The sequence below is a fragment of the Streptomyces sp. LBL genome (assembly GCF_029893585.1).
Classification (GTDB): domain Bacteria; phylum Actinomycetota; class Actinomycetes; order Streptomycetales; family Streptomycetaceae; genus Streptomyces.
Genome location: NZ_JARXYX010000015.1, coordinates 21869 through 42615, shown reverse-complemented (window position 1 = coordinate 42615; position 20747 = coordinate 21869). Strand labels below are relative to the sequence as shown.

At 68.3% G+C, this 20747-nt stretch carries 22 protein-coding genes and 3 pseudogenes; 11 read left to right on the top strand and 14 right to left on the bottom strand.

Going from position 1 to position 20747, the window contains the following annotated elements:
• Positions 1 to 154: 154 nt before the first annotated feature.
• Positions 155 to 973: an alpha/beta fold hydrolase gene (locus M2271_RS19455; RefSeq protein ID WP_280888524.1), complete on the bottom strand. Its 819-nt coding sequence runs from the start codon at positions 971 to 973 to the stop codon at positions 155 to 157.
• 155 nt (positions 974 to 1128) lie between these two features.
• Positions 1129 to 1794, bottom strand: coding sequence for a DUF4097 family beta strand repeat-containing protein (locus M2271_RS19450; protein ID WP_280888523.1), 666 nt, complete (start codon positions 1792 to 1794; stop codon positions 1129 to 1131).
• Between the two features lie 226 nt (positions 1795 to 2020).
• On the opposite strand from M2271_RS19450, the gene M2271_RS19445 reads away from it, so the two are divergent.
• Positions 2021 to 2776, top strand: a complete 756-nt coding sequence (locus M2271_RS19445) for a helix-turn-helix domain-containing protein (protein ID WP_280888522.1) — start codon at positions 2021 to 2023, stop codon at positions 2774 to 2776.
• Positions 2777 to 3228: 452 nt separating this feature from the next.
• Positions 3229 to 3502 (top strand): annotated as a pseudogene (locus M2271_RS19440) (DUF6192 family protein); the annotation flags it as partial.
• Between the two features lie 142 nt (positions 3503 to 3644).
• Here the strand turns inward: M2271_RS19440 and M2271_RS42535 are convergent.
• The gene (locus tag M2271_RS42535; RefSeq protein ID WP_348539178.1) at positions 3645 to 3932 is read right to left on the bottom strand and encodes a hypothetical protein; all 288 of its coding nucleotides are present in this window, start codon (positions 3930 to 3932) and stop codon (positions 3645 to 3647) included.
• A gap of 6 nt (positions 3933 to 3938) precedes the next feature.
• Here M2271_RS42535 and M2271_RS42530 point away from each other — a divergent pair, with 6 nt between their 5' ends.
• A complete protein-coding gene (locus M2271_RS42530; RefSeq protein WP_348539177.1) occupies positions 3939 to 4094 on the top strand; it encodes a hypothetical protein in 156 nt (51 codons plus the stop codon).
• A gap of 128 nt (positions 4095 to 4222) precedes the next feature.
• Here M2271_RS42530 and M2271_RS19430 read toward each other — a convergent pair.
• Positions 4223 to 4306 (bottom strand): annotated as a pseudogene (locus M2271_RS19430) (IS5/IS1182 family transposase); the annotation flags it as partial.
• A gap of 791 nt (positions 4307 to 5097) precedes the next feature.
• Complete coding sequence (locus M2271_RS19425; RefSeq protein ID WP_280888521.1) at positions 5098 to 5604, bottom strand: MarR family transcriptional regulator; 507 nt, start codon at positions 5602 to 5604, stop codon at positions 5098 to 5100.
• A gap of 147 nt (positions 5605 to 5751) precedes the next feature.
• Here M2271_RS19425 and M2271_RS19420 point away from each other — a divergent pair, with 147 nt between their 5' ends.
• Positions 5752 to 6963 carry an ABC transporter substrate-binding protein gene (locus M2271_RS19420; RefSeq protein ID WP_280888520.1) on the top strand — a complete coding sequence of 404 codons (1212 nt, stop codon included), beginning with the start codon at positions 5752 to 5754 and terminating at the stop codon, positions 6961 to 6963.
• Positions 6964 to 7344: 381 nt separating this feature from the next.
• On the opposite strand, the gene M2271_RS19415 is transcribed toward M2271_RS19420, so the two are convergent.
• On the bottom strand, positions 7345 to 7704 hold the full coding sequence (locus M2271_RS19415) for a DUF6069 family protein (RefSeq protein WP_280888519.1): 360 nt from the start codon (positions 7702 to 7704) through the stop codon (positions 7345 to 7347).
• Between the two features lie 611 nt (positions 7705 to 8315).
• Here M2271_RS19415 and M2271_RS19410 point away from each other — a divergent pair.
• Entirely contained in the window at positions 8316 to 8864 is a 549-nt protein-coding gene (locus M2271_RS19410; protein ID WP_280888518.1) for a hypothetical protein, read from the top strand.
• Positions 8865 to 9144: 280 nt separating this feature from the next.
• Here the strand turns inward: M2271_RS19410 and M2271_RS19405 are convergent, their stop codons facing one another.
• Both M2271_RS19405 and M2271_RS19400 read right to left on the bottom strand, forming a co-directional pair.
• Positions 9145 to 10134, bottom strand: coding sequence for an aldo/keto reductase (locus M2271_RS19405; protein WP_280888517.1), 990 nt, complete (start codon positions 10132 to 10134; stop codon positions 9145 to 9147).
• A gap of 52 nt (positions 10135 to 10186) precedes the next feature.
• A complete protein-coding gene (locus M2271_RS19400) occupies positions 10187 to 10774 on the bottom strand; it encodes a flavodoxin family protein (protein WP_280888516.1) in 588 nt (195 codons plus the stop codon).
• 242 nt (positions 10775 to 11016) lie between these two features.
• Here M2271_RS19400 and M2271_RS19395 point away from each other — a divergent pair, with 242 nt between their 5' ends.
• On the top strand, positions 11017 to 11745 hold the full coding sequence (locus M2271_RS19395) for a TetR/AcrR family transcriptional regulator (protein WP_280888515.1): 729 nt from the start codon (positions 11017 to 11019) through the stop codon (positions 11743 to 11745).
• Positions 11746 to 11783: 38 nt separating this feature from the next.
• Here the strand turns inward: M2271_RS19395 and M2271_RS19390 are convergent, their stop codons facing one another.
• Complete coding sequence (locus M2271_RS19390; protein ID WP_280888514.1) at positions 11784 to 12188, bottom strand: class I SAM-dependent methyltransferase; 405 nt, start codon at positions 12186 to 12188, stop codon at positions 11784 to 11786.
• Positions 12189 to 12231: 43 nt separating this feature from the next.
• On the opposite strand from M2271_RS19390, the gene M2271_RS19385 reads away from it, so the two are divergent.
• From M2271_RS19385 to M2271_RS19375, 3 genes are all read left to right on the top strand, one after another.
• The gene (locus M2271_RS19385) at positions 12232 to 12672 is read left to right on the top strand and encodes a VOC family protein (protein WP_280888513.1); all 441 of its coding nucleotides are present in this window, start codon (positions 12232 to 12234) and stop codon (positions 12670 to 12672) included.
• A 17-nt stretch (positions 12673 to 12689) separates the two neighbouring features.
• The gene (locus M2271_RS19380) at positions 12690 to 12899 is read left to right on the top strand and encodes a hypothetical protein (protein ID WP_280888512.1); all 210 of its coding nucleotides are present in this window, start codon (positions 12690 to 12692) and stop codon (positions 12897 to 12899) included.
• Positions 12900 to 13258: 359 nt separating this feature from the next.
• Positions 13259 to 13402 carry a hypothetical protein gene (locus M2271_RS19375; protein ID WP_280888511.1) on the top strand — a complete coding sequence of 48 codons (144 nt, stop codon included), beginning with the start codon at positions 13259 to 13261 and terminating at the stop codon, positions 13400 to 13402.
• Here the strand turns inward: M2271_RS19375 and M2271_RS19370 are convergent.
• From M2271_RS19370 to M2271_RS19350, 5 genes are all read right to left on the bottom strand, one after another.
• Positions 13387 to 13815 carry a hypothetical protein gene (locus tag M2271_RS19370; protein ID WP_280888510.1) on the bottom strand — a complete coding sequence of 143 codons (429 nt, stop codon included), beginning with the start codon at positions 13813 to 13815 and terminating at the stop codon, positions 13387 to 13389. The genes M2271_RS19375 and M2271_RS19370 overlap by 16 nt on opposite strands.
• Positions 13816 to 14049: 234 nt before the next feature.
• Complete coding sequence (locus M2271_RS19365; RefSeq protein WP_280888509.1) at positions 14050 to 15012, bottom strand: sugar phosphate isomerase/epimerase; 963 nt, start codon at positions 15010 to 15012, stop codon at positions 14050 to 14052.
• Between the two features lie 74 nt (positions 15013 to 15086).
• Positions 15087 to 16106 (bottom strand): Gfo/Idh/MocA family oxidoreductase, encoded by a 1020-nt coding sequence (locus M2271_RS19360; protein ID WP_280888508.1) that lies wholly within the window; start codon positions 16104 to 16106, stop codon positions 15087 to 15089.
• Between the two features lie 94 nt (positions 16107 to 16200).
• On the bottom strand, positions 16201 to 17220 hold the full coding sequence (locus M2271_RS19355; protein WP_280888507.1) for a sugar ABC transporter substrate-binding protein: 1020 nt from the start codon (positions 17218 to 17220) through the stop codon (positions 16201 to 16203).
• A gap of 119 nt (positions 17221 to 17339) precedes the next feature.
• Positions 17340 to 18122, bottom strand: coding sequence for a TIM barrel protein (locus M2271_RS19350; RefSeq protein WP_280888506.1), 783 nt, complete (start codon positions 18120 to 18122; stop codon positions 17340 to 17342).
• A 181-nt stretch (positions 18123 to 18303) separates the two neighbouring features.
• On the opposite strand from M2271_RS19350, the gene M2271_RS19345 reads away from it, so the two are divergent.
• Both M2271_RS19345 and M2271_RS19340 read left to right on the top strand, forming a co-directional pair.
• The gene (locus tag M2271_RS19345; protein WP_280888505.1) at positions 18304 to 19338 is read left to right on the top strand and encodes a LacI family DNA-binding transcriptional regulator; all 1035 of its coding nucleotides are present in this window, start codon (positions 18304 to 18306) and stop codon (positions 19336 to 19338) included.
• Between the two features lie 253 nt (positions 19339 to 19591).
• Positions 19592 to 20424, top strand: a pseudogene (locus M2271_RS19340) (transposase); the annotation flags it as partial.
• Between the last annotated feature and the right edge of the window lie 323 nt (positions 20425 to 20747).

The window sequence follows — 20747 nt, the reverse complement described above, 5'->3', positions numbered from 1 at the left end:
TTGATTTCCGACGCGAGTTCTCGACAGAGCCCACCTGCGGGTTCGTGGTCACGGATGCAAGTGTCGGCAGACGGTCGTTTGCCGACACTTGAGTCTCACCGTGACACCGGCGAAGGCCGCTGCCTGGCTGATCGTCAGTCCGCTGGTCGTGTCTTCAGCGCCGGCCGCGGTCGATGGCGGCGACCTCGCGTACGGCCTCGGCGACGGCCGGGGCGTCCTTCTTGAGGATCGCATCGTGATTGCTGGTGACCTTCGCGCTGATCTCGATGTTCGCGTTGCGGGCGATCACTCCATCGAGGCTGGCGCGGATCCGCTCCTGCTCGTCACCCTTGCTTCCGAGAGACGTCCCCGAAGCGACCACATATCGCGCCGGGGCGGTGATGTTGTCCAGCACGGGCCCCAACTCGCGCGCGCGGGCGAGCCTGCCGAGCTCGATGTTGCTGTTCGCCATCTGTTCGGCGGTCATCCGCGGGGTCAGGCCCGTCGGGCGCAGTAGCGGCATGAACAAGTTCAACCGCCGAAAGGTCTTCCGGATCCGGTGTTCCATGGCCTCGTCCAGCCAGTCGTACGGCTGCGCGCCGTCGACCAGGACCGCGCCCAGGGTGCGGTCCGGATTCCGGCTGGCCCAGTGCGCCGCGATGAACGCCCCGTAGGACCAGCCCACCACCAGCACCCGGTCCACACCCCTGGCCGCGAGAACGGCATCGACGTCCCGAACGGCGGCCTCGAAGGAGTAGTCCGCCGAGCGCTTCGATTTCTTGCCGCGGGCCCGCTCGTCGTAGGTGATGTGCCGCCACCCCGTCCCCAGTTCGGCGATGACCCGCCGCCAGTACCCCTGGGTGGCGAACTGGCCGTTGAGGTAGACCACAGGGATACCGGGACCGCCGGTGTCGGTGACGGCCAGGGCCGTATCGTCGACCGGCACCATGCCGGTCCACTTCGAACTGGTCGAGGAAGTGCTGTTCTTCGTCATGTGTTCCCCCTGGTCGCGTGAGAGCGTCTTGTACGACTTCTCAATGCCCTGCACGTGGATGTCAGGCCTTTGGGACGGACGGCCGCGTCCTCGGCGGCGACCGACAGGATCTCGATCGCGGTGGGCCCCGCCGGACAGTCCTGGTTCTGGCTTCTTCAGAGGCTGCGGGCGGTGATGTCGCCGTGGGAGGTGGTGGCGCGGATGTCGAGTTCGGCGGGGCCATCGTTCTTGAGGGCGTTGCTGACGCGGCCGTAGTCGGTGCCGGCGTCCAGGGCGGCCGAGACGCCGGCGGCGGCGACGACCGAAATGTCGCCGGACTGGGTGCGGAGTACGACCGTGCCGCGTACGGCCTCGGTGATCCGGATGTCGCCCCTGGTGGTGCTGATCTCCGCGGGGCCGCCCAGCCGGCCGACCTCGACGTCGCCGTCGGTCGCGGTGAGGCGGACGCTCGCGGCTTCGTCGATCTTGATCTGGCGGTACGCGCCTTCGAAGGTGACGTCGCCGAGGCGTCCGACGCCGCGGAGCTCGGCGCTGGCGGCCTTGGCCTCGATGCGGGAGCCGGCGGGCAGTTGGACCGTCACCTCGATGGATCCGGACGCGCCGAGGAACTGGTTCTTCTCCGCTGGGGCCGTGATCCGCAGGATGCCGTCGGCGTAGACGACGGTGGTCTGCTCAGCGGTCTTCGTGTCGCTGCTCTTGGAGGGGGTGGCGGGCAGGACCTCGACGGTGGTGTCGGCGCGGTCTGCGGCGATGAACTGGATACGTCCGGCGGGGATGTCCAGGATGGCGGAGATCGCGGCGGGGGTATCGAACTTCTGCATCATGTGCTCCTCGTGCACTCGTCGTTTCTGGCACCGCGAACGCTACGTTGCGTTCGAAGATGGGGCAACTATCTCGTTGCATGAAGTTTGCGTTAGTGCAGGTAAGAGTCAATTTTTCGTTGCAACGAGAGTGAATCTAACGCAATGGCAGGTGCCCTGGTCGTTGCATTGGACTGTAGGCGAACGCTACGGTGGCAGCGTTCGGGAAGCACGAAGGGAGATCGCGGTGCCGGGAGGCAGACTCACCCAGCAGGAACGTCAGCAGATCGCGCTGGGGCTGGCCGACGGCCTCGCCTACGCGGAGATCGCCCGACGTCTCGACCGCCCCACCTCGACGATCACGCGTGAGGTGATGCGCAATGGCGGCCCCACCGCCTACCGCGCCGACCTGGCCCACCGCGCCACCGAACGCCGCGCCCACCGGCGCAAGCACACCCCACCCCGAGGGCTGGGGGCGCCGGCGCAGGCCCACGAGCGCGACGACGAGGCCGTGCGCGAGTACGAGGAGGCGTTCACCACCCTCCTGATGCAACAGGGCCTGCCCAAGATGACAGCTCGGGTGCTGACCTGCCTCTTTATCGCCGACGCGGGCAGCCTCACCGCGTCCGAACTGGTCCAGCGCCTCCAGGTCAGCGCAGCGTCCGTCTCCAAGGCGATCGCGTTCCTCGAAGATCAGGGCCTCGTCAGCCGGGAACGCGACGAACGCCGCCGCGAGCGCTACTTCGTCGACGACGACGTCTGGTACCAGTCGACGATCGCCAGCGCCCGCGGCACCGCCCAGGTCGCCGAGATCGCACGGCAGGGCGTCGGCATCCTCGGCCGCAACAGCCCGGCCGCCGCCCGCCTGGAGAACATCGCCCGCTTCAGCGACTTCATCAGCGAGAGCATCCTCCGCGCCGCGGAGCAGGTCCGCGAAGTCCTCTACACGAAACCCGAAACGACGCCAGGAGACACCACCACACCAGGTTCGGATCGCGGATAGACAGCCGTCTTGATGGTCACAGCCAGTGGTGGGTGCCCGAGTAATGCTCAAAACCTGTGAATCGGCCTGGGAGGAAGTACCTTCCCAATGATCGATCGATAGGTTGCCGAGCCAGCCGACGCGGCAACGTCGCGCAATGGCTACCACCAGCCGCGGAAGGTCCCCCGCAAGTCCCCTGCCTGGCGCCTGATCCGACGCTCTCCGATCCACAACATTTGACAGTCACTCGTGGTGGCCACGCCGGACCCTTCAACCTGAGCCGACCCCATCGCGCGCCCGCCAGGCGGCCTCGTCCATGCAGGGTCGGTGAGGTCGACACGTCCTTCATCGCAGCTCCGTGGCTGACCGGGTGGCGGCATCTTCCGAGGTACGGGGGCGGGGCACGGACACGACCGGCCCCAGGTCGAGCCGGGCGTCCATGTCCAGACGGAAGGCGGGGGCAGGTCCCGTTGTCGGCGGACGAGGCCCGGCGCCGGGTCGGCCGGCAGGTCGAGCACCCGATCACGCCGCAGGAGAAGGTCAGCGCGATCCACACCCTCGCCCGGGACGAGGACATCGCGGCCACCGTCACCAGCGATTTCTTGCGGCGCCCGGCCGTGGTGTCCCAGGTCAAGGAGGACAAGGTCCGGGTCGTGGAGAAACTGACCCGTGACGAGACCGTCGCTGCGAAGGACCACCGGTCTGCTGCGGCGTCCGGACGTCGCGTTCCGGGCGATGTCGGACGATTATCCGGACTACGGTTGGCAGCGAGCCTTCCAACCTCGGCTCGAGCGGGTGACGCGAAGGGTGAGAGTGGAATAGGCAGACTGGACGGTTGGCGGCCTTCCGCCGCACCGGGAGGAAGTGCCGGAGTACTGGCGGTACGAGCTCAGCCCGGTGCCGCCTCCACGGCTGAGGCGACGAAGTCCGCGACCAGTCGCCGCCGGTCCTCCTGCCCCCAGGCGAGGACCAGCGCACTACGCGGCGCGTCGGCCACCGGAACATGAACGAGCCCCGGATGCTGTGGCCGGGCCAGCGAACGCGGCAGCACCGCGATCGCTCGTCCCAGCGCGAGCTCGAGGAGTACCTGAAGGGGCTTGAGGAGCTGACCATGGGCACAGGCGCCTTCCAGTCCTTCGCCGCCCGCCACCACTTGCGCGTTCTCGGCGACGACCACGCCCCGGTGGATATCGCTTCCGCCGTTGTCCAGTTCGGCCTGGCCGACCTCGACGCCCTCAATATCGCCTTCACCCTCCCCGGCATCGGCGAGTTCATCGACAGCTGGCAGGCCCGCCGCCCGTACAAGGCGATCTGGGTCAACCACGAGCCCCTCGCCTGACGCGGCGCCCCGGCGGGGGTGCCCGCCCGACGCCGCTGCCGCAGTGACGTCGGGCAACAGCCCCATCGTTTGCGCCGTGACTCCTCCCGTCCCCGGGCCGAAAGTCAGGCACTGGGCCTATTCCAAACTCACTCCGAGCTGGCCTGATGCAGAGTGAGGACGGCCTGAGTGAGATCTGTGACGCGGATGGTTGAACAGCGGAGCTTGCGCAGCCGTGGCGTGGCTCGTGCTCCCACTTTCCCACGGCGCCGCTCAGCCGGTCAGGTTCCGCGGCACCGCCTTCCTGACCTCCGGCTTGCACACCATGTCGGCGGACCGGAAGACGATGCACACAGTCCCGCTTCACGTGACAGGCCTGCGGCGGAGAGTGCGGCACATCCCGTTCAGGATCGGGTTTGTCATGCGGCCCAAGGCCGTGACCGCACATGCCGCACGTCCTCTTCAGCTTCACCCGCATCCGTTCGATCGTCACATCCAGACCTGCACCTTAGGACGCCCAACGACCCGCCACAGACGTGGAGTTCAGAAATAGGCACTCATGTGGTCTGTCCCTTGCTGTGTTCGGTGAGCCCCCGAAGAGGAGCCTGAGCGTGTAGTCGAAGCGGTCGTGGCCCTCGCCGGAGTTGGGTTCCTCCGCCGATGCGGTCGTGATCGGGAAGAGGTCCTTGGGCAGCATTTTCAGTCGTTCGACGACTTGGTCCCGCGCTGCCGGGCTGCCGTCCGGGCCCCGCTCGGCGCTCCGCCTGGGTGCTACGACGCTGTAGGCGCCAATGTAGAGGAAGGCCGCGTCCGTCGCCCACGACGCCGACCGGACACTCGCCCCGCCGGCCACACGCCGGTGTCCGCGCCGGCCGACAAGGAATCGGGGAAGCTGTGGGACGGCGCCACCGATGCCCAGCGCGCCTTCGGTGACTTGGACGGACACCGGTCCGCGCCATGTTCCTTCCTCCGGGCAACGCAGGCCGGATCCACCGATGGCGCGCCACCGACCGATCAGGCAGGCCTACCGCCGGCGCCAGGGCAGCGCTTCCTGATCGTCCTGGACGGCGTCCACGCGTTGAAGTGCGGCGTTGATCGCCTTGCCGATGTCCGCGAACTGGCGCACCTGGTCGGGGGTCAGGGCGTCGAACACCGCGCGGCGCACGGCCTCGGCATGGCCGGGAGCCGCCCGCTCCAGCAGCTCACGCCCTTGCTCGGTGAGCACGGCGAGTTGATTGCGCCGGTTGGCCGGGTCGTCGCAGCGGTCCACGTAACCGGTCTGCTGAAGGCGGGTCACGGCATGAGTGAGCCGACTGCGGGTGATTTTCAGACGCTCGGCCAGCTCGGACATGGTCAGGGTCCGGCCCGGGACCGACAACAGGTGTGTGAGCAGGGTGTAGTCGGCATGGGTCAGCCCCGCGTCCCGCCTGAGCTGCCGGTTCAGGTGGTCGGAGAGGAGGGTGGAGAAATCGACGTAGGCGAGCCAGGCTCGTCGTTCCTCCGGGTCCAGCCAGCGCGGCGTCGTGGGCATGGTCATATTTTAGCCAATTTGTTTGAAGCCTCAAGCCTTCGGTCCTGGGCGTCCGAAGTGCGACATGACGTTTGAAATCTCAGACCCTTCGCTGCATATGTACATGCCCATGCACATGAATAGGCACATGAAAGGCAGCGCATCGCCATGAAGCACCGGAACAAGCTGATCGGCGCGGCCACCACCACCGCACTGCCCCTGACCGCCGTCGCCACGACCGCCATGGCCGACACCACGGCACACCACCACACCGTCCCGAGCGAGCAGGACCAACTCCAGGCCCTCTACCGCAAGGCCAAGGCCGAGGGCGGCAAGGTCACCGTCTACATGGGCGGCGAAGCCCCCGGCCAGCGGGACTCGCTGGCGAGCGCGTTCAAGCAGCAGTTCCCCGACGTCCAGCTGCACTTGGTCACCGACCTGGGTAAGTACCACGACGCCCGCATCGACAATCAGCTCGCCACCGGCCACCCCGTCGCCGACGCCGCGGTCCTGCATACGGCCCAGGACTTCGACCGTTGGAAGAAGGACGGAGATCTGCTCAAGTACAAGCCGGTGAACCGGGACAAGCTCTTCGCCCACGCCCACGCCAAGGACGGCTACTACACCGGCGTCCTTTACGGCGCCTTTTTCTACGTCGTCAACACCAAGCAGCTTCCCGCGAAGCCGGGCGACTTCAAGGGAACCGACCTGCTCAAGCAGGCGTACAAGAAAAAACTGGTCCTGACCTACCCCCATGACGACGACGGCGTCCTGTTCGGCTACCAGCAGATCGTCGACGAGTACGGGTGGAACTACCTGGCCCAACTGGTCAAGCAGAACCCCAAGCTGATCCGCGGCGTCCTGGGCTCGGCCGCCGGAGTGGCGAGCGGCGACTACCTCGCCTCCGTAGCCGTCGGCGGCGACGCCCGCCCGAACGGCACCCAGGTCTTCTCGAACACCGAGCGCTTCAACTCCTGGGCCCAGCGCGGTGCCGACTTCATTCAAGGACGCCCCCACAATTCCGGCGCCAAACTCTTCCTGAGCTGGCTCGGTTCCGAGGCCGTACAGAAGAACGCCATCGCCACATGGACCTGGTCCGTACGTAAGGACGTCGCCCCGCCGGCCGGACTCCAGCCCCTGGCCTCGGACAAGAACACCGACCCCGACGCCTGCGCGAAGTTCATGAACAACCGCGCCGTCGCCGAACGCTTCCGCTCCCAGGCCGAGCTCTACTTCGGCCAGGTCAAGGGCGCCGACTCCGGCGACCCGCGGGCACCCTCGGTCGTACACCCGGAGCCTTCTGACCACTGCTCAGCACACCCAGGAGCGGGTCGGCCGGCACAGCGTCGGCGGACCCGCTTCGGCGGCATACCCACCTGATGCCTGCCGGCGCGGCCGGGAAGCCAGCGCTACCACCGCAGTGGCCGAACTGCGCCTCGGGTACCGGTCCAACCGAAGGAACCGGTACCCGAGGCGAGGCATCAGGGTCTGCCGCGACTATGGGCCAATCCGCCCATCAGCGCCTGGATCTCGCACGATCGAAGGTGCGACAGCGCTCGTCCCCCCGCTTCCTGCCCGCGCCGCCGCTCCCTGATCCTTCTGGTGGCGACGGGCAGCGGACGGGCCATGACCCAGCGCACGCCACTTTTCAAGCAGAGGGCAAGTCCGCAGCCCCCGTATTCGGCCAACCTCTCGGGGACGCGGGGGCGCCCGTCCGCCCAAGGTCATCGGCCACCTGGCCGCCGATTTCGTAGCCTGTCCTCACCGTTTCGACAGGGGCATAACCTTGCGGTAGGCGAACACTGCGACCACCGCGACCACGACGTGCATCATGAGTAACGCCACGACACCGGTCACTCCGCCCGCGCCGAGCAGCAGGAAGTCAGGGACGAAGGACACCACGACGACGGTCGGCACAAGCCACCGCATCAGCGCCTCGGGGTCCTTCGACGTCCTTCGGACGATGGCCCAGCCGACGGCACCCGCCACGACCCCGACCGCCGTCAGGAAGATGTACGAGGACGGCTCCAACGGCTTGAAGTCGTCGGGTGCGCCAACAGCAAGGGCGAGAAGGGCGATCACCGCGTTCGCCACGGAAGCCACCACGATCACAGCGAGCACACCCCCCGCCACGACAAGCGGACCACGGCGAGGGGTTACTGCCTCAGAGGTAACAGACACGACAACTCCAGAAAAGGGATTCAGGGAAGCGCCAGACAGAAATGTTTGAAGAATCAAACGGCGACTGACAGTCTCGCCGGAGGTGTTTGCAACTTCAAGACCTGGTGCCGCTCGAACCGATCCTGTCTGCATCCACTGGAGAGTTCGAAGGAACTCGACGAGTTGGCCGCCGGCGCACCACAGGCACCCATGCGGTCGGCGCCGATCTCGTGAGCACCCGAGGACACCCAACCGCCACTCGCAAGGGGCGGCCTGTCACGCCAGGCGCCGCTTGACAGCGCCAAGTAGCCCCACAGGCTGACGCGGGCAGGGAGCAGAACGGTCCAACCGCCCTCGGTCCCTGACCTGTCATGGAGCGCACCGGGCGAGCCAGTGCCGACGCGCCCGGAATGGGGAGGTCGGCTACCCGGGCAGACGGTTCCCAGCGGCTGGCAGTCCCGGGATGGAATGTCCGAAACGTGACCGTCGTCGCGTCCAACCGTTTCGCTTTCCTCTTTGTCTCACATGGCGTAGATGCGCAATTCACGGAAAATGGAAGGGGTTGCTCGCCGATGAGACGCTGGGCAACGGCGCTGGCAGCGCTGGCGCTGGTACTGACGGGAGCAGGCACTGCGTCGACTGCCGCTGCCGCTCCGCAGACCACAGTTTGCGAGACGGGCTGGGGGAGTATGGCGAAGGCGGCGCCGGGGTCGATGGCGATGACCGGTTCCCTGACGGATGTCAGAACCGGTCGGCACGCCTGCTACGACCGCATGGTTGTCGATATTCCGGGCATGACGACGGCCGACCCGGCCTTGTACTGGGTCCAGTACGTCCCCGGTTTCGCCCACCCCCCGTCCCAGACCGGTATCCCGGTCGCGGGAGGGGCGGTCATCGAGATCGAGTTCACCGCGCCGGTCGACGACGCGCAGTACCACGTCGGGCTTGCGGATCCGCTGCCGGGACTCGACCTCAGCGGCTACCGGACCTTTCGGGACGCAAAGTTCGGCGGCTACTACGACGGAGGGACCCACATCGGACTCGGTGTCCGGGCCACCTTGCCCTTCCGGGTAATGGTGCTGCCCGACAGGCTGGTGGTGGACGTGGCGCACACCTGGTAGCCGAGCAACTGCGAACATCCGCGTGCTGCGCCGACGCCGGTGGCCCAGCAGTTGCAGGAGCCCGGGGAAATGCGGCCGCTTACGGGCTGCCCTGCGATTGATATCGGGTGCACCGGCCTGGGGTTCGGCTGGGCGGGTTGCTCAGCGGGGCATCGTGCGGGCGGGTACGAGTTCGGTGCTCTATCCGAACGCGCCCACACGACACCGTCCGCCTCGCCCCCGCCGCCCTGCGCCGATCTCACCGGAGCCGACCTGAGTGGCATCTGTCCCGGGGTGGATCTCAGATCCAGGTGGGCACGTGCCTGTCGGTGTAGCGGGCGCCGAAGCCGCCCAGAGGCAGGATCTCGTCGATGGCATCGAGGTCGGCGTCGGTGAGGGTGAGGTCGGTGGCGGCGGTGTTTTCCTCGATGCGCTTCGGGCTGCGGGTGCCGGGGATGGGCACGATGCGCTCGCCCCGGGTCAGGAGCCAGGCCAGGGCGAGTTGGGAGACGGTGGCGCCCTTGGTCGCCGCGAGCTCGGCGAGCCGGTCGACGGCTTCGACGTTCTTCTCGAAGTTGCCCGGCTGCCAGCGCGGGTCGACGGTGCGTATGTCGGTGGCTTCGTACTGGCTGGCGGGCTTGGCGGTGCCGGTGATGAACCCGCGGCCGAGGGGGGAGTAGGCGACGAAGCCGATGCCGAGTTCGTCCAGGACGGGGAAGAGTTGCTCGACGTCGCGTTCGAACAGGGAGTACTCGGTCTGCAGGACGGAGACCGGCTGCACGGCGTGCGCCTTGCGGATCGTCTCGGGTCCGGCCTCGCTGAGGCCGAAGTACTTCACCTTGCCCGCGTCGATCAGTTCCTTGACGGTGCCCGCGACCTCCTCGATGGGCACCTCGGGGTCGACGCGGTGCTGATAGAAGACGTCGATGTGATCCACGCCGAGGTAGCGCAGGCTGGTGTCGGCGACCTTGCGGATGTTGTCGGGCCGGCTGTTGAGAGCGCCGCCGATCTGCTCCGGAGGCACCGACATGTCGACACCGAACTTGGTGGCCAGAACCACGTTGTCACGGAAGTCCCTGACTGCCTTGCCGACCAGGATCTCGTTGGATCCGGTGCCCCAGCCGTACATCTCGGCGGTGTCGAAGAAGGTGACGCCCAGGTCGTGCGCGCGGCGGAGGGCGGCGACGCCGGCCTCCTCGTCGGTGGATCCGTAGGCCATCGTCAGGCCCATCGCGCCGTAGCCGATCGCCGAGACCTCAAGGCCCTGGCTTCCGAGCGTCCGGTTCTGCATGGTGCAACCCCTCCGGAAAGAAGCTGAAAGGTGATGTGGGCGGACCGTTGTGTCAGTGCGCTGCGGCGGCCAGTCCGGCGCGGTGGATCCGAGTGTGCTCGGCGACGCGCCGGCCGAGGTGGCGGGCGGTGTTCAGGTCTGCGTCGTGGACCGCGGGTGTGTCGTTGAAGCTTTGTGCGCCGGCGCCGAGGTAGAAGCCGAGGCGGTTGTCGTCCTGGGGGCTGGATGTGGTGGTGTTCCAGCCCGGCAGGAGGTTCAGGCTCACCCAGAGCATTCCGTGCTGGGCCGCCAGGAGCGAGAGGTACTGCAGGGTGTGCAGCTTGTCGCCGCTCATGGAGCCGGAGTTGGTGAATCCCGCCGCGAGCTTGTCGCTCCAGGCGCGGATCATCCACCGCTTGCTGCTGGCCTCGGCGAAGGCGTGGAACGCCCCTGACGCGGTGCCCATGTAGGTGGGAGTGCCGAAGATGATGGCGTCCGCGGCGTCCATCAGTTCCCAGTCGGCGTCGCTGAGGGAGGCGACGTCCACGCGGTGGACCTGCGTCCCGGCGACGGAGCGTACGCCGTCCGCGACAGCCGTGGCGATCTGCGCGGTGTGGCCGTAGCCGGAATGCGACGCGATGACGATCGAGATATCGGACACGGGTGTTCCTCTCCTGCCGCGATGGCGGCGTGTTCGGTGGTGGGGCCGGCGGACGACGAGCTGCCCGCTGCGGCGGTCGGCCGCACAGTTCCACGAGTGGGGGACCGACGGCCCCGGCCGGGGTGCGGCACATGCCCAGGTCGCGCGGGCCGGCGCCGACCACCATCAGCTTGGATCGTCGTTCCGCTTTAAACAGTAGCACCGATAAAGCGGTGATACGCAATATGAGATATCGTTGTTCCATGAACGAGGGACGACGCGCCGCGCGGCGCCAGGTACTGCAGGTGGCCGCCAAGCTTTTGGAGGAGGGCGGCAGCGAAGCCGTCTCCACGCGCGCTGTCGCCGCAGCCGCGGGCATCACGGCCCCCGCGCTCTACCGGATGTTCGACGACAAGGACGGACTCCTGGCCGAGCTGGCAGCCTACGGATTCGAGATGTACCTGGCCGAGAAACGGGAGGCACTGGCGCTGACCCCCGACAACCCGGTGGCAGACCTCTACCGCGGCTGGGACCTGCACGTCGACTTCGGAGTGCAGCACCCCGCGTTCTACATGCTCATGTACGGCACTGTGCAGCCCGGGCGGCGGCCCCCGGCCGCGGACGAGGCGCACGCCCTGCTGGTGAGACTGCTGGGCCGGGCGGCCGACGCCGGGCGCCTTCGGGTTCCGGTGGAGCAGGCGACCCGCGTCATCCACGCGGCGACAACGGGTGCCACGCTGGCGCTGATCGGCGAAGAGTCCTCGGAGCGGGACCTGACCACTTCGGCACGGCTGCGAGACACCGTCATCGCCTCCATCACCACGGACTCGCCCGCCTCATCCGGGTCGGACCTGGCCTCGCGCGCACTCGCCCTCGATGCCGCACTTCACACCGCGCTCACCCCCGGGCCCCCGGCTGCGGGCGCCGGGGTACCCCTGCGAGACACGGAGACGGCTCTGCTGCGCGAATGGCTCCAACAGCTGGCAGGCTGAAACCGGCCGCGGGCTCCGCAGCCGGTGGGCGCAGTCGGTTACGCCGGCCGCGCGGTGGGCGTCCCGTCGCAGGGGCGGACCGAGCCGTGGTCGACGTTGAGCAGCAGTCCGCCAGCGGTCAGTGCGTGGGCCGCCCTACGGAGAATGCGCGTCCGGGGGAACTCCAGGAGGGTGTGCAGGTACTGGGCGGAGATGAGGTCGAACGTGCCGGTGGGAAAGGTGCGGGCCAGATCGTGCTGTCCGGTGGTGAGGCGGTCACTGACGCCGGCCGCGCTGCCGTGGGCGGACGTGCGCTCCAGGGCGGTTACGGAGATGTCGACAGCAGTTACTTGCCAGCCGTGGGTGGGGCCAGCCAGACAGCGTCTCCGCCCTCTCCGCAGCCCGTCGGAGTTCGGCGGTCTGAGGATGTCGAGAACGTGCCATCGGCTCCGTCCCAGGGGCATCAGCGGCCACCACCGGCCGTACGAGGAAGAAGGAGAAACCAGCGTGGCGATTCAGCGGATGGACAACGTCGGCATCGTCGTCGAGGACATGGACGCCGCCATCGCGTTCTTCGTGGATCTCGGTATGGAGCTGGAGGGCAGGGCGGAGGTCGAGGGCCTCTTCGCCGACCAGTGCACCGGACTCGACGGCGTCCGCTGTGACATCGCGATGGTCCGGACCCCGGATGGTTACAGCCGGCTCGAGCTGGCGAAGTACCACAGCCCCGCGGTGATCAGCGCCGGGCCGCGCAATCGGCCGCACAACGTTCTGGGTACGCACCGCGTCATGTTCGCTGTCGACGACATCGAGGACACCGTTGCCCGCTTGCGTTCTCACGGTGCCGAACTCGTCGGCGAGATCGCCCGGTTCGGGGACAGTCATCTGCTCTGCTACCTCCGCGGACCGGAGGGCATCATCGTCGGACTGGCCGAGCAGCTGCGCTGAGAAGGAGAAACCGAACCATGCAGCCGAACGGGATCATCGAGGTTCTGAACCGCCCGATCAGGCAGGAGCTGCTGGCCCGTGGTGTGACCTGGCTGGCCTACGTCGCCACGGACGGAACTCGGCGTAACGTACCGATCGCCTTCGCCTGGAACGGGTCGCACATCGAGTGGTGTACGACGAAGAACGCGCCCAAACTCCCGTGGCCACCCTCGCGCACAGGCTCCTGAAACGACGGCACCGGTAGGTGAGACACCTCTGGGTGTCTGGAGAACCGTCCCATTTCGCCACCGCCGCCCACCCGGTGCGCAGGGCAGGGCTTTCGACGGCCACGGGTCGGTGTCGGCTCGGGTAGGGACCACGTGATGCCGTGATGGCTTCCACGTCGGCCACCGACAGCCCCGTCGAGCAGGGAGCAGTCGCCCAGCACAGTCACTGCAGCCCGGCGCCGGGGAAGTTCCGGCGATGAGTTTTTGGCGGTTGTGCGGTCTACCTGTCGACGAAGGGCCCGGCCCACGGACTGGGTCACGCCGTGTTTCCGGCAGGTCTGGCGGAAGCGGCGGGAGGTGTACTCGCTGCCGCGATCACTATGGAAGATCACGCACTTGATGTCGCCGCCGCGGGTGGCGACGGCTATGTGCAGGGCGGCGACGACCAGTTCGGCGTCGTGGAGTTCGCCCATCGCGTAGCCGAGCAGGCAGCGGCAGAACAGGTCGATCACGGTTGTAGGTAGAGCTTGCCCTCACCGGTGTCGATCTCGGTCATGTCGCCGCACCACACCTGGTCCGGTGCGTCGGCGGTGAAGTCCCGGCGCACGAAGTCCTGGGCGGCTGCCCGCCGTCCGGGCCTGCTCAGGCTGCGGCGCCGGCGGATCTCACCGCCGGGCTGGGGGAACTCGACGCGGAGAGCGAGAACTTGCGCATCACCCGCAAGACCCTCCTCGACATCCCCGCACCGGCCCCCACCGAAGAACCGGCCCGACCCGACGTCCCGGACCACCCGGCCTACCAGCAGATCCTCACCACCTTCGCCGACACCGGAAAGCCGCTGCGTGCCCGCGACCTCTGCCAGGCCCTCGACCTGCCCATCGTCCCGAAGAACACCGAAGGCATCCGCTCCAAGCTGAAACGCCTGGTCACGGGGCATCCTCACCGAACCCGAGCCCGGCCTGTTCGCTCAGCCCTGCCCCTGACCGTCCACTCGCCCCGCCGACCAGGGCTCCTAACCCAGGCCCAACCCCGAAACGGACATCAGCTCACATCCCGCACTCTCAGTTCCTCATGCTCGGCGGTGGTCAACCCGTCGTCCCGCTCGCCGCGGTCGACCTCGGCCTGGCGGACCCAGCCGCGCGGAACGTGTTTCCGTGCGGCTTCGGACGGCTCAGATCTCCTGGGGCTTGTAGGAGCTGGGGGCGCGCAGGATGACGCGGCGCAGGAGATCGACGGTTTTGGTGACGCCCTCGACGGGGGCCACAAGAGCGTCCTCGTGCTCGATGCTCAGGACGTCGTCGTAGCCGGCTCGGCGCAGGGCGAGGCAGAAAGCGCGCCAGAACGCGTCGTCGTGGCCGTAGCCGAGGGTGACGTAGTTCCAGGAGCGTTCCTTGGCGGCCATGACCGGCAGCGTCTCCAGCCTGCTGGTCAGCGCCTGCCGGGAGGGTTCCAGCCGGGTGTCCTTGGCGTGCACGTGGTAGATCGCCTCGCCCAGGGCCTCGATGGCGGCCAGCGGGTCGGCCCCCATCCACATCAGGTGACTGGGGTCGAAGTTGGCCCCGACCACGGGCCCTACCTCCTCGCGCAGCCGCAGGAGGGTGGGGACGTTGTAGACCGCCTGGTGGGCGTGCATCTCCAGAGCGAGTTTGGGTACGCCCCGGTCACGGGAGTGGGCGACGAGGTCTCGCCAGTACGGGAGTACGGCTTCGGACCATTGCCACTCGAGGATCTGTGTGGTCTCCGGCGGCCAGGAGACCGTGATCCAGTTGGGGTTGGCGTCGCCCGGCCCGCCCGGCAGCCCGGACATCATCACCACACGGTCGACGCCGAGGAGCGGGGCGAGAGCGATCGTCCTGCGCGCGACCTGGTCGTGCTCGCGGCCGCTGGGCCCGGGGTGCAGGGGATTGCCTGAGCAGGTGAGTGCGCTGATCGTGAGCCCTCGGTCGGCGACCTTGGCCAGCAGTTCGCGGCGCGCGCCGTCGCTGCCGAGAAGCCGGTCAATGTCGATGTGCGGGGCCGTGGACCAGGCGCCGGTGGCGAACTCCACGTGGTCCAGGCCGAGTTCGGCGGCCAGGTCCAGGGTCTCGTCGAGCGTGAGCTGCCCAACGCTGTCGGTGTTCAGACCGATCTTCATGATGCGTCCCGTCTGCGGTGTGGTCGGGCGGGGAGCGGTCGATCCCCGCTGGTTCGGTGTGCCGGCGGTGGGGGTCAGATGTAGAGGGCTGGGCGCTCGGCCAGTTCCACCTCGACGCGGCGGCCCTCGGTCTGGGCACGGATGCCCGCCTCGCAGACCGCGGCCACGGCGTAGCCGTCCCAGGCACTGGGGCCGGTGACCTCGCCGCGTCGGGTGGCGTCGACCCATGCCTGGACCTCGCGGTCGTACGCTTCCTCGAACCGCTCGACGAAGCCGGGGGTGACCGTGCCGCCCCAGCGTCCGCCAGTGCTGACGAGCATGTCGTGCCGGTCGCCGATGCGGGCGGTGCCGTGCTCGCACACCGCCTCGGCCTGGACCTGATAGCCGTAGCCGGCGTTGACGTAGATCTCAACGTCGACCAGGGCACCGCCGTCGGTTTCGAAGACGACGAACTGGGGATCGGCCAGTCCTTCGGGCGCGTTGCCGGAGGGCCGCGGCCGCATGACGGTGACGGAGGTGATCTCCTGGCCGAGCAGCCAGCGGGTGACGTCCATCTCGTGGGTCACGGAGTCGTTGACGAGCATGGCGCTGGTGAAGTCCGGCGGACAGGACGGGTTGCGGTGCCGGTTGTGCAGCATCAGCGGCCGGCCCAGTTCCCCGCTGTCCAGCAGCGCTTTGAGCTTGAGGTACTCGTGGTCGTAGCGGCGCATGAAGCCCACCTGCACCCGGCGGTCCCCAAGCCGCTGCTCGGCCTCCAGCACACGCAGGGCGGAGGCGGCGTCGGGGGTGAGGGGCTTCTCGCACAGGACGGGCAGGCCGTACTCGAACGCGGTGAGCAGTGCCGCCTCGTGGGCGACGCCCGGGGAGGCGAGCAGCACCGCGTCGACGTCGGGTGAGGCCATCGCTTCGGCGACGTCGCCATAGGCCGCGCATCCGTCGACGTACGCGGCAACCGCCTTGGCGCGATCGATGTCGACGTCGACGACGGCGGCCACATGGGCGCCGCTGGTCACCTCGCTGATCCGGCGTACATGGTCGGCGCCCATGCGGCCGGCGCCGATCACGGCGACTCCAAGGGAGGTGTAGTGGGTCATGTGATTCCTTGCCTGGGGGTGGGGGGCGGCGGTGACGGTCAGCAGCGGGCCGGCCGAACCCACACGGGTCCGGCCGTGACCCGGGTCGTACGCGTCACCGTGTTCCCTTGGCGGCGAACGCGGCGACGGCGGCGATGTTGGACTTGCCGACGAAGGCCGGGCCGGTCAACACGGGCGCGACGCCGCCGCCGCTGTAGTTGCCGTTGTTCTTGTAGAGCCAGAGGGAGTCGACAGCCAGGTAGCCCTGCAGGTAGGGCTGCTGGTCGACGGCGAACTGGATGCTGCCGTCCTGGATGGCCTTCACGAGTTCCTTGTTGAGGTCGAAGGTGGCGACCTTGGCCTTGCTGCCGCCTTCGGACACCGCCTGCGTGGCGGTCAGCGCGACCGGGGCCGCGAGGGTGACGACGTAGTCGATGGAAGGGTCCTGCTTGAGCTTGGCGGTGACAGTCGACTTCACGGACGGCATGTCGGCGCCGTTGACGAACAGGTTTTCCGTCGTGCCCGAGAAGCCCTTCTTGACGCCCGCGCAGCGTGCCTCGAGGGCGACCTGGCCCTGTTCCTGAATGACACAGGCGACCTTCTTGGCACCGAGGGAACTCAGCTTCTTCCCGACCGCCTCGCCCGCGACGGTCTCGTCCTGGCCGAAGTACTCGAGCAGGCCCTGCTTGTTCCAGTCGTCCACACCGGAGTTGAAGCCGACCACGGGTATACCGGCCTGCACCGCCTTGGCCACGGTGCCCTTCATGGCATCGGGCTTGGCGAGGGTGACGGCGATGCCGTCGACCTTCTGGTCGATCGCGTTCTGCACCAGGTTGGCCTGGTTGCCCCCGTTCGGGTCGGAGGAGTAGACCAGCTTGACGTTGTCCTTCGCAGCGGCGGCCTGGGCGCCCTTGCGGATGGTGTCCCAGAACGTGTCACCGGGGACGGCGTGCGTGATCATCGCGATGGTCATGCGGGGCGTGGTGGCCTTGCCGGCAGAGACGCCACCGGCGCTCTCCTCCGACTTCTTGCCGCCCGAGCTGCTGGAGCAGCCGGCGACCGTGAGGACGGTACTGGCGGTGAAGGCCACCAGGACGGTGAATCTGCGGGAGCGGGAGGGAAGCGAGCGGTTCATTTCGGCACCTCACTGTGCTGACATGCGGGAAGGGGTGACCCACTGGCGGGACACAACACATCCCGTTGTGGGTCGGACGGGGAGCTACGGGGGGCCGGCTGTGCGGCTCGGGGTGGGGATCAGAGGGTGAACGCGGCGCGGAACCGCTCCATGGCGGTGTGACTGTCGCCGGAGGGCCATGCCTCCAGGGCGACCGTGCCGTCGTAGCCGAGGTCGGTAAGGGCGCGGGCGACAGCCGGATAGTTGATCTCTCCGGTGCCGGGTTCACGGCGGCCGGGCACGTCGGCGACCTGGATCTCTCCGATCAGCCCCGCACCGTGCGCGCGGCGGACAAGCTCGATGAGGTTTCCCTCGCCGATCTGGGCGTGGTACAGGTCCAGATTCATCCGCAGACCGGGCCGATCAACTGCCGCGACCAGGGAGAAGGTGTCGGCGGCCGTGGCGAACGGGACACCGGGGTGGTCGACGGCGGTGTTGAGGTTCTCCAGAGTGAAGGTGACGCCCGCGCTTTCGCCCAGTTCGGCCAGGCGGGTGAGCGTGCGGTGGGCGGTGATCCACATTTCGCCGGTGGCCTCGCCGGTCATCGGCACCACGGGCAGGCCCTCGCCGTCCAGGCCGGTGCCGTGCAGGTTGAGCCGGGGGCAGCCGAGATGCTCGGCGGCCTTGATCGACTCCTCGGCTGTGCGCAGGAGTTCGGCCGCGCCGTCCGGGTCGGTCAGGGTGCCGCGGATGTAGCCGGTCATCGAGGAGAACTCGGCGGGCGTCTGGGCCAGTGCGTTCAGGTCGTGCCGGGTCCAGTCCCAGATCTCCACCTGGAAGCCGGCCTCGTGGATGCGCCGGGCCCGCTCCTCGATCGGCAGGTCCCGGAAGACCATCTCGGCACAGACCGCCAACGTGTACATCGCAGCTCCAGACTTATAACGTTCTAAGAAAACAGGAGCAGTACGCCAGGCTCCGGGCAGCCTGTCAAGGGTTTGTGCGGACATTTGCTTTATAACGTTGTAACAACGTCGACCAGTGTGTGTCCTGCTTGGCTCGGTCTACGATCACCTCGGAGAAGACCCTCGATCAGGAAGGCCGACGGTGCCATCGCGCTCTGCCGTACCGGACGGAAAGCGGCCGACGCTCACCGACCTCGCGGCGCGGGCAGGTGTCTCCGTGCCGCTTGCTTCCATGGTCATGCGCGGTGCCAAGGGGCCCAGCGCGGCTAGTCGCGAGCGGGTGCTGCAGGCCGCGCAGGAGATCGGCTACCGGCCGGACAGCAGGGCCCGCCTCCTGCGCAGCAGCCGCTCGCACCTGGTGGGAGTGCAGTTCGACCTGCAACAGCCCTTCCACGCCGACATGGTTGAGGCGCTCTACGCCGCGGCGGGGGCGGCCGGCTATCAGATCGCGCTCAGCGCCGTCGCCGCGAGCCGCAGCGAACAGGAGGCGGTGGAGACGCTGCTCGCCGACCGCTGCGAGGCACTGATCCTGCTCAGCCCCCATGCCCCGGCGGCCCGGCTGGCAGAACTCGCGGCGCAGCTGCCCGTCGTCTCCGTGGCCCGCCGGCTGCGCCCGCTCGCCGACGGCGTCGACGTCGTCCGCGCGGCCGACGACGAGGGCGCCCGACAGGCGGTCGACCACCTCGTGGCACTGGGCCATCGCGACATCGTCCACATCGACGGGGGCAGGGCGCCGGGCGCGGCGGACCGGCGCCGCGGCTACAAGTCGGCCATGAAGTACCATGGCCTCACCGACCGCGTCCGCCTCGTGCCGGGCGGGCTGACCGAGGACCACGGCGCGGCAGCCGCACGAACACTCCTCGCCGCGGCTGCCCGCCCCACCGCCGTCCTCGCCTTCAACGACCACTGCGCGATCGGTGTCCTCGACACCTTCCTGCGCGCCCGTATCCCTGTGCCCGACGAGATCTCGGTCGTCGGCTTCGACGACAGCCACCTCGCCCGCCTGGCCCACGTCCAACTCACCACGGTCGGGCAAGAAGCCCGCCAGCTGGCGCGCCGGGCCGTGAGCCGGGCCGTCGCCCGGCTGGAGGGTGGGGCGACGGACGACGGACGAGAAGTCGTCGTCACACCACACCTCGTCATACGAAGTACCACCAGGGCACCTTGCCGCTCCTGACCCGCACTCCTCCACGTCGCGGCTCGATCTGCTCGAAGTTCCACCGCGCCTCCAAGGGACCACCCGCGGCTGCCCGCCGAGGAACCCGCCTCCATCCAGGCGGACGCGCGAGCCAAGGAGGCAGGCAAGCGGACGAACGCGAGCCGCTGCCGTGGATCGCGCTGTTCAGACACCGCACCACCTGGGGCGTCAGGGGGTCTGTAAAGCGAGTGGCTCTGGCCCGTAATCGGTGGTAACGAAGGGTGACGGTTGTCGTTGGCATGGTGTGCGCGATGTCAATGAGCTTGTGGCGGTGGTGTTTTCAGGATTGTCGGCCCTGGTCATCGAGGGGGTGACGGGCGAGGGTGAGGTCATCCGGGTGTCGGTGCGGACCCGGGACGATCCGGTGCCGTGCCCCGCGTGCGGGACGCGAACAGCGCGGGTGCACGGGTTTCATAGGCGGGTGCTCGCAGACTTGCCGGTGGACGGTACGCCCGCATGAAGGAGCCCACCGGCGACCGCCGCGCACCCCGCTACAAGCCCACACTCGTCGACCCCTACCGCGACCACCTGCGCCGGCGCCGAAGCGAAGACCCCGCTGTGCCCGTCACTCACCTCCTGCGCGAGATCAAGGAACTGGGCTACACCGGCAGCGCCAACCTCCTGGTCCGTTACATCACCCAGGGCCGCGCCGAGGGTGACAAGCCGGTCACCACCCCGCAGCGTTTCGCCCGCCTCCTGCTCACCCGCCCCGAGAACCTGCGCGACAAGGACACCGCACTACTGCGGGAACTCGCCGCAGCCTGCCCCGAGATGACCGAACTCGCCCACCTCACCGGTGAATTCGCTCAGCTACTGACCCCAGCGGAGGGCAACGACGCCAAACTCACCGACTGGATCACCACGGTTCGCGCCGTCGACCTGCCCCACCTGCACTCCTTCGCGAACGGCCTCGAACTCGACCGCGCCGCCGTCGACGCCGGCCTCACCCGCCCGTACCACAACGGCCGCACCGAGGGCGTCAACACGCGAACCAAGCGGATCACGAGACAGATGCACGGCCGAGCCGGATTCCCCTTGCTCCGCCATCGCATCCTCCTCCAGTGATCACTACACAGCGCTGCCACCGATTACGGGCCAGAGCCGGTGAGCGTACAGACCCGCTCCCCGCACCACCGAGCCCGAGAACGGGTGAGGACCGGCCGTTCATCGCCGCTTGGGGTCCTCGCTGGCCCCACAGGTCCTCGTCGTCGGGGCGTTCGAGCTCTTGGTTCAGCGCCCGCAGCAGGGCGTGGGCGAGGAGGAACGCCGGCAGAGCGAACTCCGGCGTTCCTCCTGCCGGCCAGCACCAGGTAGTGCTTGAACTGCAGCAGCGTTAGGCCGTTTCGTTTGGATCACCGTCGGCTACGGATCGCCCCGACGAGGTGGTC